Source organism: Methylobacterium longum (assembly GCF_022179385.1).
Taxonomy (GTDB): Bacteria; Pseudomonadota; Alphaproteobacteria; order Rhizobiales; family Beijerinckiaceae; genus Methylobacterium; species Methylobacterium longum.
Map to the genome: position 1 here is coordinate 1 of NZ_BPQS01000005.1, position 12,059 is coordinate 12,059.

Sequence of the window (12,059 nt, forward strand, 5' to 3'; positions counted from 1 at the left end):
CTACGCCGAGCAGCGCTCCGCCCTCGCCAAGGCCATCGGCCTCGGACAGCCCGGCGCCATGGCCGAGCGCGAGCGCAAGGGCAAGGCCGCCTGAGGGGGCCAAGGCCGCCTCAACGCCATGCTGCGACGGGGTGCTGACCGGGCGAGTGTCCCGATCGCACCCCGTCCAGGCCCCGCCGAAACCGTTGCCGGAGTGCCACACGCGTCCGGGACATCGCGCGACACGGACAAGCTGCCATACTCTGCACAAAGCGGATGCGCACGCCGATCCCCAGGATGACAACCGAGGGTTCAGCGACATGAAGCCAGAGCAGACCAGCACGGTGGTACCGTTCCCGGCGCATGTCGCGCCCGCGGTCGCCGATGAGGATACCGCCTCGATCATCGCCGTCCTGCAGGACCAGCTGGCCCTCGCCCGCGAAGGTCGGCTCCGCTCGGTGGCGGTGGTTTCGGTCTCGGCGGACGGTGAAGCGATCGGGACGCAGTGGTCCTGCAAGGGCAACGACATCAGCAGCCTGATCGGCAAGCTGACGGTGCTCTCCCACGATCTGATGGCGGCCCGCCGGTAACCGGCGCGGCCCGGATTGCCGGGGTTCGCACGCGGGCGTGCAGCGCGGTCGACGGGGCGGCCCGACCCCGGATCGCCGAGGGAATCCCGAGGATGAGACGTACCCTGGTCGCCGGCTCGCTCCTCGCCGCCCTGCTCGGTGGCGGCGCCTCGGCCGCTGAGGACGATGAGACCGCCAAGCGCGCGGAGACGATCGCGGGCCTCGTCCGGACCGTCGGCGCGCAGGCCGGGATCGTCCTGTACTGCCGCGCGCTCTACACGGTGGACGACACCGTCTCCGAAGGCCTGTCCCGCACCGTTCGCCGAGCCCTCGACCAAGCCCTGGGCCACGACCGGGCCCGTGCGGCCATCGCCGCGGAAGGCCGGCGCGTCGCAGGCGAGATCGCGACCCTGGGCGCGGAACGATGGTGTGCCGATCAGCGCGACATCCTCAACACCGACGGCGTCCGCGTCTTCGTCGACTGACGCGGATCGGACCGCGCCCTGAGCCGGCCGAGCGGAGGACGAGGGCAAGATCTCGGCATCCGCCTCATGGTCGTTCTGCGATGCAGAACTTGACGGCAGCTTGTTCGCCGCGATTTCGTCTGTCATGGTTTGTCGACGGATGCGACAAGACAGATCAAGCCGGTCGCCTGCATCCGAATAAAGAGCCCGTCAGGGACGCGAGATCGGCTGGAGGAGGAAGCGTCATGTCTCGGCCGATCTATCTCGCCATCGCGCTCGTCGTGTGCGGGGCTGCCCTCACGCTCTTTGCCTTCATGCGTGCCCCCCAGTCGAAGGAATTCGCCGGATGGGACGTGGCCTTCATGGGTGGCATCGGCGCCGTCGCTCTGGGCTTCCTGACGACCCTCGTCCAAGTGATCACCGAGTAGGTCTCCGGCGCTCCAGGCCGGCTCCGCCGAGGCGGCACTCGGCGGCCGGTGCCGGCCGCCGCCATCGACTTTATTGGTCCGCCAGATACGCTCTGGATACGCTCAAAACACACGTAATTCACAGTCGATAGCAGATACTGAAAATGCGACGCATTTCTCATACGCGGCCTGAAGGTGCGTGACCGATCCTGCCGCTCGCAGTTCCACGAGGCGGCGATGTTCGAACGACGCAGCACCCCGCGCACATTGATGAATGAGGCCGGCAGCATCTCGGTCGACGAGCATCGAACCTTGCCCTGCATCGTCTACGACCGCTCGGCCGGCGGGGTCCGCATCGCTCTTCCGGACGCCGAGATCGTGCCGGAACGCTTCGTCCTCAGCATCGATGCGAGCAACGAGTTCCTCGTCTGCCGGGCGATCTGGCGCAAGGCGGAGGAGATCGGGGCCGCCACGGAGGGATCCGCCGGGATGGGTCTGCACGGCGGGGGTTGCAGCCACGCGCTGGAAACCGCCTGATGCGGCGCCGGCCCGGGCGGCGTTGCCCGTGGGTGCGGCACCTTCCCGCGATTGAGTCGTTCCCTCCACCGTACGCTGCCGCCCCGTGCAGGCGCAGCGCCATAGCGGGGACAGGCCATGCCGGATTCAACACCGCGTGAGGACGACCCTCCCGTCCCCGACCTGCCGCAGGGGTTGCCGACGCCGCCGAATACCGGAGACATGCCGCCTCCGCGGCTGGCGCCTGCGCCGGAGCCCGGGACGGATCCTGCGCCGCCGCGGGGGACGCCGGCACCGGACGGCGACGCGGGCGCGGAGCTGTGACCCGTCCGGCGCGCAGGATCACGGAGCCTCTGGGGCGCCGCCTTCTCCGGCGGGTCCGCGCGGCCGGGCCGGTTCTCGGACGGCTGGGCACGATCACGGGTGTCGGCTTCGTCTCAGCGGCCGCGGCCGAGCAGCCGCTCACCATCGAGCGGCTCAGCGCCGACGGCTGGGAGATCGCCGGTTATACCGGGACCTTCGACAATCGCTCGTCCTTGATCCTGTTTCGGAAGAAGGACCGGACCTACCTGGTCCAGTGCTCGATCCTGTACGATGTGACGCGCAACCCGCGCGTGATCACGAACTGCTACGAATTGCACTGACGGTCCCGCGGGGCCGGACGCCGCGCCCCGACCTGCAGTGTCATTGCAGGGATCGGCCGCCGGACAGGCCGCGGGGCCTTCCGGCCGCGCTGCCGGATCGCCCGCGCTTCATTCCCAATCAATGTTCAGGGACCGCTCGAAGGCCATAGCGGACATCTCCTTGCCCTTCGGATCGGCGACCGTGATCTCCCGGAAGCCGCGCCGGGCGAGCTCCCAGGTCTTCTCCATGGCCTGCTCATCGGTCCCGCAGGCGAAGGTCATGACGCGCCCGGACGGGTCGATCCCCTTGACGGTGAACACAACGGACTCCTTGCTCTCAGCTCCCATATAGCGCGGCCAATCCCATCCTGCCGCTCCGCGCTCCGTTGAGGAGCCGGAGGAGGTATGGCGCGTTGGTCGGACGGAGTGGTTCCGGATGGGATGTCCCGAATGACGAACGCACGCACGCGCGAGCCGCCGGACCGGGAAACCACCCCGCCCGAGGGTGAGCCCGCGAGACCCGGGCCGGCCGCCCGGATCGTGTCGCCGTCGCTCACCGACGAGGATCCCGACGTCGGCCTGTCGCAGAAGGGGCTCGACGAGGATGCGGTCATCCGGCGCGAGACCGACATTTGACGCAATTTCGGCGTCGCATGGCGGAGCAAGATGATCGAACGGCCAGGGACGCGCCACCGCGGTTGCGCGCCCGCGGCCAGGACCATCCGGACGGATCGGGGCGGGGACGCGGATGATCTACGGGGAGGTGGGCCGGCTGGCGGATGAGAGCCTGCGGCTGGGCCTGCGGCAGGCCGAGAATGCCGTCCTGCTCGGCGTGGCGGCGCACTGCGCGTGGCTGGAACTGTGGCTCGACGCGCATCGGGCGGCATCCGCCACCCTCAGCGCCGGACGCGATCAGCGGGCGCGGACCCGCAGGCTGATCCGACGCGGGGTCTCGCCCGCAGAGGCAGCCCGGAACCTGCGCCTGGTCTGATGCCCCGCGGATGCGGCCACCGCGGCACAGTGATCGCGGCTCAGTAATCGCGGCTTGGTGACCGTGCCGGGGCAAGCGGGTCGGGATGCTCCAGCCTCGGCTCAGGCCCACCGTCAGAGAGCCCGCGCCCGCCGAGCGATTATCCCGCCGGCGGAGCGTGGGATCAGCGGCTCGTCTCGGCGAAGGCCTGGATCATGGCGCGATCGGCCGTCGAGCCCGCCCGACGGGGGATCGCCGGTGCGGCCACGGGCTGGGGGGTGGTCGTCATGTCGCTCACGGGGCGAACCTGCCGCGCGACGCGGGCCTGCTCCCGGTAGAGGGGCGGCGTCAGGTTCAGGTGGTCGTCGGCGGCAGCGGGCCGGATGACGGCGGCCGAGACGAGCGCGGCCGACGCGAGGATGAGGATCGTGCGCATGGTGCGGTTCCGTTTCGATCGCGTGTTCGATCGCGACGTGCGATCGACGGCCCTATGACACCACGGATTTGTGCGATGCGGCATGCGGATTTCGCAATGCAACATAACGCCGGATCAGCACGGTAATGCAATGCTCTCGGGACAACGGGAGCGGCCGGCCGTGTCGATCCTGGGTTCGGCCATGCATTCGATGCAAATGTATTAAACTTCCACGTGGCAGATCTCAAAGTAAAATTGAAGCCGTGCAAGATTTGATTTTCCGCGACGCCGCGGTCCGGTGTTTATCCGCCCGAAACCCGGCGGCGGATCCCACTGGACCGGCGAGGCGAATCGCCGGTACGGGAGCCGTGTCCGACGGACGCACCGGGGGCGTCCCGCCGATCAAGCTCGGGGAGCGAGAAATGACGCCGGCCGATCCGGCATGCGCGCCGCGCTGACCGTTCGGCCACGGCGCTCGGCCGGTCGTCCTGCGGGCCGGTCCGCCGAGGGGCGTTCAGTCCCGATTTTGCGGGAGACGCAGGCCGCCGCCGCACGGACCGTCGCGGTCGAGGACGCGCGGCCCTGGATCGTCACCGAGGCCGGCGGCATCGTCTCACCGCGCTGGATCCGGGTGAAGGCCGGCGCGCCGGGTTAGCCCGACCCGCATTCGCCCCCGGGGGCAATGATGTCGGGATCCGCTCAGCAGCCGATGCAGATGTCGTGCACCACGCGCTCACGTCGCGGTCCGGTGCGCTGGTTCGGAAGCTGGCCGTCCGTGGACGGAAATCCGCTGCCGAGTGTCCTAGGCCGTCGTGGGCCGGTGAGGTCGGCCTGGGCCGGGGTCGGGACCGGAGCCGGCGGCGCGGTGGCCGCGGGTGACGGGACCGGGGCCAGCGGGACCGGAGCGCCGGTCGCCATGCCGGATCCGGGAAGCGTCAGGGCCATGCCGGGCACCGGCGGCGTCGGGGCGAATTCGCCGGCCCGCGCCGATAGCGGCGCGGCGGCCAGCACCGCGAGGATGAGCCGGCTCGACGGAGGCACCACGCATCCTCCTCTGTCTCTGTGAGCTGCGGAGACCGGCGCGTTCCCGCGCCGGGGCGTGTTCCCGGTGCCGGCGGGGGCCGTCAGTAGGCCCGGCCGTAGAAGGGCTGGGACACCGGACGATAGCGGTCGCTCACCGGCCACGTATAGGGTTGATCCTTGCCGGTGCGCATTGCCGAACCGAACTTCGGATCCGTGAAACCGATCCCGTGCAGGCCCGACGCCTTCCCGGCGCCGCGCGCCTGGGGACCGGCTTCCCGGGCGAATGCCGCGCTCGAGACGCCAAGAACCAGTACGGCCGCGAGCGAGATGCGACCAAGAGTGACGTTCATCTCTGCCTCCTGTCCCGGCCGAGGTGCCGGAACAGGATGAACGGCAGCGCTTGACGCCGGTTCCCCACGCCGTCGCCGGTCAGAACGAGCCGGCCCCGGCGAGGCAGGCCTCGGCCGGCAGGCCGTTGCAGAGACCGCCCGGACCTGGCGCCGCGCCCGCTCCGCCCGCGATGCTGGCACCGCCGACCGCGCCACCGCCGGTCCCGCCCCCGGCCTGCGCCGCGCGGGAGAGCGCCACGGCGTTGAGATCCTGGTCCGCCGCCCCGCCGGAACCGGCAGCGATCCCGGCCCCGCCCGAACCTCCCCCGCCCGTCGTCCCCGTCGCCGGGACGGCCACGCCGAGGCTGGCGGCACGATCCTGCACGCCTGCGGCCCCGAAGGCGGCCGCCCCCGAGGTGCCGGTCGCACTCGCGCCGAAGCCGACGGCGCCCGTTCCGAACCCGCCGGCCGTCGCGCCCGAGCCCCGCGGGGTCAGGCCGCCCGCGAAGCCGGCGGTCCCGACGGTTGCGGACGGCGCGCCGCCCGCGGCCCCGCCCGCTGTCGCGCCCGAGTTCGCGCGCGCCGTGCCGCCGAAGCCGCTCCGGGACCCCGTGGCGCCGATCGTGTTGCTGATCCCGCTCCGCCCGGGCGTCGCGCCGACGACGCCGGCGCCCCCGGTGGTGCCGCCCCCCTGGGATCCGAGCTGGCCCGCGCCGGGCGCGCCGCCCGAGGGCGCCCCGACGGTGCCGCCGCCCCCGCCGGAGCGGCCGAGGCTGAGCTGGCCGGCATTCACGAGGCCGCCGGTCTGCGCCGAGAGAGTCGGGAAGGGCCCGGTGGTCGAACCGCCCCCGAGACTGAGCTGCCCCGGATTGCCGATCGCCGTGAGCGGCTCCAGCGAGGCCGAATTCGGCACCGTCGCGGTGGCCGACAGGCTCTGAGCCGCGGCGGGGAGGGCGATCGGCACCAGCAGGGCGGCGAGGAGGGCCCGCATGACAATCTCCGGACGAAAGGCTTCGCAGCGTCAACGGCCGGGCGGCACCGGAGGCTCCGGCGGCGCGCTGACGCGGGCCGTGCCGCTGAGGCCCCGAATCCGGCGGCGGCCTTCATCCTGCCGGAATGGCGGTGTCGTCTCGCCGGCGTCTTTGCCCGAACCCCCGGTCGACCGGTGCCCGAAATCTTCGCCTCAGGCTTGCGCCGTGCCGGCTGGCTCGCCGGCCTGCCGGCGCTCGCGCTGACCTGGGCGAGCGCGACCCTCTACGCCGCCCCGCAGATCGCCGAGCGGATCGAGGCCGCGGGCGCGCCGGTGGCGGCGGGCACCGACACCGGCACCGGAGAGCCCTGGCTGCGGCTGGAGGCCCGGGGCCGCGATCTCCTGGCGGCCGGGGAGGCGCCGGATGTGGGTGTGCGCGACACCGTCCTGACCCGCCTCGCCGCGCTGGACGGCCCCCGCCGCATCGTCTCGGCGGTCGGCCTCGTGGAGACCGCCGCGCCGTTCCAGTGGGCGGCGATCCGCACCGGGCCCGACCGGATCGCCCTGGAGGGCAGCCGCCCGGTGGAGATCGGCCGGCGGGTCCTGGAGGCGCGGGTGACCGGCGCCCTGAGCCCCGGCACCAACCTCGACGACACCGCCCGGGCCGCCCGGGGTGCGCCGCCGGACTTCCCGAGCGCGGCGGCGTTCCTGGCGGCGCGCCTCTCCGGGCTCACCAAGGGTAGCCGGGCGTCGCTCAGCGACACCGTGCTGAGCCTGTCCGGCGAGGCCGTGGACGTTCCCGCCTACGAGGCGCTCCGGGCCGCCCTGTCCGATCCGCCGGAGGGGTACAGCATCGGGCGAGTGGAGATCCTGCCGCCGCTGGTGGCGCAGTACCGGTTCGCCGTGGAGAAGACCGCCCGGGGCATCGTGCTCGACGGGTTCGCCCCCGCCGCGTCCGACCTGGAGGCGGCCCGGCGCGAAGCCCAGGAGGCCGCGGTCGGGACGGGCGGTCAGGTCGAGGACCGGCTCCTCCTGGGGCGCGGCCTCGATCCGGCGATCGACCCGAAGGGCCTCATCGCCTACGCGTTCCGCCTCGCCGACCTGATCCAGACCGGCCGCATCGCCTTCGCGGACGGCACCATCTCGATGACCGGGGACGCCATCGACGGGCAGGCCATCCCGGACGCGCAGGCGCTGATGCGCGACGCCCGGCCGGCCGGCGTGAAGGCCGGCGCGGTGGCGCTCACGGCGCGGCCGCTCTCGCCCTACCGGGTGACGATCCGCCGGACCGCGGACGCGGTCACGCTCAGCGGGCACGTGCCGGACGCGCGCACCCGGGAGCGGATCCTGGAGGCCCTGAAGCCGCGCCTGTTCCGCGAGCCCGTGATCGACCGCACCCGCCTCGCCGAGGGGGCGCCGCCCGATCTCGGCGAGGCGCTCGCCGCCGCGATCCCCCTGGTGACCGGACTCGCCGATGGCGCGGTGACGGTCTCGGACCGCGCCCTCACGTTGACCGGCGAGAGCCTCTACCGGGAGAGCGCCGCCCGCGTCCCCGACCGGCTGGCCGGGGCGCTGCCCCCGGGTTGGACCGGGCGCGCGGCGGTGTCGGCCCGGCAACCGGCGGAGCGGCGCGATCCGGAAACCTGCCGGGCCGAGGGCGCCGCCGCCGTGGCGGGGGCGAGCCTGCGCTTCCCGGCGGGCAGCACCGCACTGACGCCTTCCTTCTACCCGACGCTGGACACGCTGGCGGCCCTGGCCAAGGCGTGCCCGACCCTGCGCCTCACGGTCTCGGGCCCTGCGGATCCGGCCAAGGCCGCTCCGACGCCCGCCGCCGGGCCGACGCCGGGGGAGGAGGCTCATCCGGCCGCGGCCGAGCACGCCCAGGTCGCCAGCGCGGCCAAGGCTGACGTGCCGGCGAAGGCTGACGTGCCGGCGAAGGCTGACGTGCCGGCGAAGGCTGACGCGCCTGCCAAGGCTGACGCGCCTGCCAAGGCTGACGCGCCAGCCAAGCCCGTTCCCTCCGACCAGACCGCGGCATCGGGGAAGCCCGCTTCGGCCGGCGGCGCGGCACCGGGCAGGAAGGATGCGGCCGGCACGGGGGCGGCCCGGGGAGATCCCCCGAAGAAGGAGGCCGGGAAGAGGGATGCGGTGAAGAAGGAACCGACCGGGCACGGCAAGGCCGCGGCGAAGAAGCCCGCCGACGCGCCCGAGGAGCCGCCGCAGGACCTGCCTCGGCTGCGCGCGCAGGCCGTGGTGGAGTACCTCCTCCAGGCCGGCGCCCGCCCCGATCAGGTCGCCCCCGGGCCGGACGGGCCGGCCGGCCCCGTCGCCTTCGCGCTGCTGCCGTGACGCTTCTCCTCGCTGGTTTCTGGCCCGGTCTCGCCGGGGCGGGCCTGCTCGGCCTCGTGGTCGGGGCGCTCGCGGGCTGGCCCGACCGGTACGCCGTGCCCCTCGGCCTGTTCGTGCTCTCCGGGCTGCTGGCGGCTGCGGCGATCGCCGGGTTCGTGCCGGGGCTGCCGGGGCTCTGGCTGGAGACCGCCGCCCTGATCCTGCCGCCCTACGGCGCGGGTTGCATCCTGGGGGCGCTGGGACGGCGGCTGGTGACCCGGAGCTGACGGGTTCGGCGACGCACCCGGGAACCGGCACGCGGCCTGCCGGCGTTTCCCCGGCATGCAGGGCCCCTGGCCCAACCCGAACCGATGAGGCCGCCATGATCCGGATCGACCGCCATCACCGCCCGGCGCAGCGTCGCGCCGCCCTCCGCCTGCCACGCCCCCGGGCCGGCGCCGCCGCCACCGGCCTGTTCCTGGCAGCCCTCGCCCTCTCGGCCGCCACGGTGCCGCTGATCGAGCCCGCGGACGCGACCACGGCCCGCGGCACCGCACAGGCGGCCCTGGTGGACACGGTCCGCTGAGGGCAGGCTCTCGCCCGCATGACGCGGTCCGGCTCCGCGGTCGCGCCGCCCGACGGCTCCGGGCGCCGCTTTCCAGGCGGCGCGCGGCAACCGGGACCGGTTCCGGATTGTTGTCCGCCGGGGCCCGGGGCCGGGCATCGCGGGAGTGACGCGGATGGGACTGCTCGAATCGGCGATCGGCGGCGTGCTCGGTCAGGTGTTCGGCGGGCAGAGGCAGGGAGCCGGGGGGATGTCGCCCCTGGTGAAGGCCCTGCTGATGCTGCTGCTGGCCAAGGGTGCCGGCGGCGGCTTCGGCGACATCTTCGGGCGCGGGCGCCAGGGTGAGCCGGGGCCCGAGGCCGACCGCTCCGGCGGGGCGGGTCCCTACGGGCGCGACCCCGGTCAGCACCCCGCCGATGCCGGCGGGCGCCGGCCCCCGGACGAGGGCGGCGACATCGGCGGCTGGGACCAGTATGGCGGCCGCCGCGACGGCGGCCCAGACGGTCCGGTGGACCGATCCCTGCCGCCCGGCGATTTCTCGGACCTCTCCGGCATGCTCGACGGCCCCGGCGGCGCTCCGTCCCCGAGCCGCGCCGGACCCGACGATCAGGGCGATCTCGGCGGCCTCGACGGGCTGGTGGACCGGTTTCGCCAAGGTGGCCTCGGCGACGTGATGGAGTCCTGGATCGGCCACGGCGCCAACCGTCCGGTGGCCCCGGACCAGCTCGCCCGGGCGCTCGGCCCCGACACGGTGGACACCCTCCAGAGCCAGACCGGGCTGGACCGCGAGGCGCTCCTGTCCCAGCTGGCGCAGGCGTTGCCGGAGGTGGTGCACGCGCTCACGCCACAGGGGCGGGTGCCGGGCGAGGAGGAGCGGCGAGGGTGGTGAGCGCCGGCCTTCGCCTCCGACAGACCTTCGACGCGTCGTCGAGCGATCAAAGTCTTGCGCTCAACATCCTCGCCTGATCGCGTCGCCGGGTCTGTCCTCTACGACGACCGGATGATCATCCGTTCGGACATCAGTTGACCCGTCGCATCACCAGCGACGCGTTCGTGCCGCCGAACCCGAACGAGTTCGACAGAACGACATCCACCTGCTTCCGCTTCGCCTCGAACGGCACCAGATCGATCTTGGTCTGGACCGAGGGGTTGTCGAGGTTGAGGGTCGGCGGGATCACGCCGTCGCGCAGGACGAGGATGGAGAAGATCGCCTCGACCGAGCCGGCGGCGCCGAGCAGGTGCCCGACCGAGCTCTTGGTGGACGACATGGTGGCATGCGCGGCGGCGTCCCCGAGGAGCCGCTCCACGGCCTTCAGTTCCAGCTCGTCGCCCATGGGCGTCGAGGTGCCGTGGGCGTTGATGTAGCCGATCTCGGCCGGGGAGATCCCGGCCCGCTTCACCGCCGCGCTCATGCAGCGGAAGGCGCCGTCGCCGTCGGGCGACGGGGAGGTGATGTGGTAGGCGTCGCCCGAGAGGCCGTAGCCCACCACCTCGGCGTAGATCTTCGCGCCGCGGGCCTTGGCGTGCGCGTACTCCTCCAGCACCACGATGCCGGCGCCCTCGCCCATGAGGAAGCCGTCGCGGTCGCGGTCGTAGGGGCGGGAGGCCCGCTCCGGCGCGTCGTTGAAGCCCGTGGTCAGCGCCCGGCAGGCGGAGAAGCCCGCGATCGAGAGGCGGTTCACCGGCGACTCCGCGCCGCCCGCCACCATCACGTCGGCGTCGCCGAGCGCGATCAGGCGGCTCGCATCGCCGATGGCGTGGGCGCCCGTGGAGCAGGCCGTGACCACGGCGTTGTTCGGGCCCTTGAGGCCGTGCGCGATCGAGACCTGGCCGGAGGCGAGGTTGATGATCCGGCCCGGGATGAAGAACGGCGAGATCCGGCGGGGGCCCTTCTCGTGCAGGGTCACGGAGGCGTCGTAGATGCCGCCGATGCCGCCGATGCCGGAGCCGATCAGCACGCCGGTGGCGCACTGGTCCTCGTGGCTCTCCGGGCGCCAGTTCGCGTCCTTCAGGGCCTCATCGGCCGCCGCCATGGCGTAGACGATGAACGGATCGACCTTGCGCTGCTCCTTGGGCTCCATCACCGCGTCGGGGTTGAAGGTGCCGTCGGTGCCGTCGCCGAAGGGGACCTGCGCGGCGATCCGGCAGGGCAGGTCGGCGGATTCGAAGCCGCGGATCGGGCCGGCGCCGCTGTCGCCCGCGATCAGCCGGCTCCAGGTGTGCTCGACCCCGCTGCCCAGCGGCGTGACCATCCCCAGACCCGTGACCACCACCCGCCGCATAACGCCCATCCCGTCCTGAAGCGCCTCCGGGCCGCCGCCGGAGCGCATCGTCTACAACTGTCGAGGACGGGATCGGTCCCGGCGGGACCTATCACGTCTGCGAACCTTGAAACGCATAACGGCGCGGGGGCTGTTCCGCCTCACCCGCGCCGCGTGAAACGTGAGTCCCGGCGCCCTCAGGCGGCGGAGTTCTTCTCCAGGAACTTCACGGCGTCGCCGACCGTCTGGATGGTCTCGGCCGCGTCGTCCGGGATCTCGACGTTGAATTCTTCCTCGAAGGCCATCACCAGCTCGACCGTGTCGAGGCTGTCGGCACCGAGGTCGTCGATGAAGTTGGCGCTCTCGACCACCTTCTCGGGCTCGACGCCCAGGTGCTCGACGACGATCTTCTTCACGCGCTCAGCGATATCGCTCATCGGTCTTCCGTCCTCGTCCTTTTGGTCTGTCAGTCTTCTCGGGGTGGTGCCTTGGCCGCGTCGCGCCCCTTCGGGCTTGTTGACGGGCCGGTGTCCGATCGCGCGTGCTTCGAGGTAACCGGCAAGGTGAACCAGGGTGCCCCCGCCGGGAGGCCTTGGACTGAAAACCCGCTGAACCGTCAACCCCCTGTGCGGCTGCGGGG

The 12,059-nt window shown here is 72.8% G+C and carries 19 protein-coding genes and 1 pseudogene; 13 read left to right on the top strand and 7 right to left on the bottom strand.

The features are described from left to right. From MFF58_RS05960 to MFF58_RS05985, 6 genes and pseudogenes are all read left to right on the top strand, one after another. Positions 1–94, top strand: a pseudogene (locus MFF58_RS05960) (MucR family transcriptional regulator); the annotation flags it as partial. 205 nt (positions 95–299) lie between these two features. Beyond that, positions 300–569, top strand: a complete 270-nt coding sequence (locus MFF58_RS05965) for a hypothetical protein (protein ID WP_238286006.1) — start codon at positions 300–302, stop codon at positions 567–569. 92 nt (positions 570–661) lie between these two features. Continuing rightward, entirely contained in the window at positions 662–1,033 is a 372-nt protein-coding gene (locus MFF58_RS05970; RefSeq protein ID WP_238286007.1) for a hypothetical protein, read from the top strand. 224 nt (positions 1,034–1,257) lie between these two features. Then, complete coding sequence (locus MFF58_RS05975; protein ID WP_238286008.1) at positions 1,258–1,440, top strand: hypothetical protein; 183 nt, start codon at positions 1,258–1,260, stop codon at positions 1,438–1,440. A gap of 216 nt (positions 1,441–1,656) precedes the next feature. Beyond that, complete coding sequence (locus MFF58_RS05980; protein ID WP_238286009.1) at positions 1,657–1,956, top strand: PilZ domain-containing protein; 300 nt, start codon at positions 1,657–1,659, stop codon at positions 1,954–1,956. 299 nt (positions 1,957–2,255) lie between these two features. Then, positions 2,256–2,579: a hypothetical protein gene (locus MFF58_RS05985; protein WP_238286011.1), complete on the top strand. Its 324-nt coding sequence runs from the start codon at positions 2,256–2,258 to the stop codon at positions 2,577–2,579. A 108-nt stretch (positions 2,580–2,687) separates the two neighbouring features. Here MFF58_RS05985 and MFF58_RS05990 read toward each other — a convergent pair whose 3' ends face one another. Then, positions 2,688–2,906, bottom strand: a complete 219-nt coding sequence (locus tag MFF58_RS05990) for a hypothetical protein (RefSeq protein ID WP_279602823.1) — start codon at positions 2,904–2,906, stop codon at positions 2,688–2,690. Positions 2,907–3,008: 102 nt separating this feature from the next. On the opposite strand from MFF58_RS05990, the gene MFF58_RS05995 reads away from it, so the two are divergent. After that, positions 3,009–3,194: a hypothetical protein gene (locus tag MFF58_RS05995; RefSeq protein ID WP_238286015.1), complete on the top strand. Its 186-nt coding sequence runs from the start codon at positions 3,009–3,011 to the stop codon at positions 3,192–3,194. A 112-nt stretch (positions 3,195–3,306) separates the two neighbouring features. Continuing rightward, complete coding sequence (locus MFF58_RS06000) at positions 3,307–3,549, top strand: hypothetical protein (protein WP_238286017.1); 243 nt, start codon at positions 3,307–3,309, stop codon at positions 3,547–3,549. 163 nt (positions 3,550–3,712) lie between these two features. Here the strand turns inward: MFF58_RS06000 and MFF58_RS06005 are convergent, their stop codons facing one another. Beyond that, positions 3,713–3,964 (bottom strand): hypothetical protein, encoded by a 252-nt coding sequence (locus MFF58_RS06005; RefSeq protein ID WP_238286018.1) that lies wholly within the window; start codon positions 3,962–3,964, stop codon positions 3,713–3,715. 505 nt (positions 3,965–4,469) lie between these two features. Here MFF58_RS06005 and MFF58_RS32220 point away from each other — a divergent pair. Beyond that, positions 4,470–4,598, top strand: coding sequence for a hypothetical protein (locus MFF58_RS32220; protein WP_283206426.1), 129 nt, complete (start codon positions 4,470–4,472; stop codon positions 4,596–4,598). Between the two features lie 44 nt (positions 4,599–4,642). Here the strand turns inward: MFF58_RS32220 and MFF58_RS06010 are convergent, their stop codons facing one another. The 3 genes from MFF58_RS06010 to MFF58_RS06020 all read right to left on the bottom strand — a co-directional run bounded on the left by MFF58_RS06010 (position 4,643) and on the right by MFF58_RS06020 (position 6,286). After that, positions 4,643–4,984: a hypothetical protein gene (locus MFF58_RS06010; RefSeq protein WP_238286019.1), complete on the bottom strand. Its 342-nt coding sequence runs from the start codon at positions 4,982–4,984 to the stop codon at positions 4,643–4,645. An 83-nt stretch (positions 4,985–5,067) separates the two neighbouring features. Further along, entirely contained in the window at positions 5,068–5,316 is a 249-nt protein-coding gene (locus MFF58_RS06015) for a hypothetical protein (protein ID WP_238286020.1), read from the bottom strand. A gap of 79 nt (positions 5,317–5,395) precedes the next feature. After that, positions 5,396–6,286: a hypothetical protein gene (locus MFF58_RS06020; protein WP_238286021.1), complete on the bottom strand. Its 891-nt coding sequence runs from the start codon at positions 6,284–6,286 to the stop codon at positions 5,396–5,398. Positions 6,287–6,460: 174 nt separating this feature from the next. Here MFF58_RS06020 and MFF58_RS06025 point away from each other — a divergent pair, with 174 nt between their 5' ends. The 4 genes from MFF58_RS06025 to MFF58_RS06040 all read left to right on the top strand — a co-directional run bounded on the left by MFF58_RS06025 (position 6,461) and on the right by MFF58_RS06040 (position 10,047). Beyond that, a complete protein-coding gene (locus MFF58_RS06025; RefSeq protein ID WP_238286022.1) occupies positions 6,461–8,614 on the top strand; it encodes an OmpA family protein in 2,154 nt (717 codons plus the stop codon). Further along, positions 8,611–8,880: a hypothetical protein gene (locus MFF58_RS06030; RefSeq protein ID WP_238286023.1), complete on the top strand. Its 270-nt coding sequence runs from the start codon at positions 8,611–8,613 to the stop codon at positions 8,878–8,880. The genes MFF58_RS06025 and MFF58_RS06030 overlap by 4 nt, the downstream gene beginning before the upstream one ends. A gap of 95 nt (positions 8,881–8,975) precedes the next feature. Next, entirely contained in the window at positions 8,976–9,179 is a 204-nt protein-coding gene (locus MFF58_RS06035) for a hypothetical protein (protein ID WP_238286025.1), read from the top strand. A gap of 154 nt (positions 9,180–9,333) precedes the next feature. Next, entirely contained in the window at positions 9,334–10,047 is a 714-nt protein-coding gene (locus MFF58_RS06040) for a YidB family protein (protein ID WP_238286026.1), read from the top strand. A 130-nt stretch (positions 10,048–10,177) separates the two neighbouring features. On the opposite strand, the gene fabF is transcribed toward MFF58_RS06040, so the two are convergent. Both fabF and MFF58_RS06050 read right to left on the bottom strand, forming a co-directional pair. Further along, positions 10,178–11,440 (bottom strand): beta-ketoacyl-ACP synthase II, encoded by a 1,263-nt coding sequence (fabF, locus tag MFF58_RS06045; protein WP_238286286.1) that lies wholly within the window; start codon positions 11,438–11,440, stop codon positions 10,178–10,180. Positions 11,441–11,616: 176 nt separating this feature from the next. After that, positions 11,617–11,856: an acyl carrier protein gene (locus MFF58_RS06050; protein WP_007559070.1), complete on the bottom strand. Its 240-nt coding sequence runs from the start codon at positions 11,854–11,856 to the stop codon at positions 11,617–11,619. Positions 11,857–12,059 lie beyond the last annotated feature (203 nt).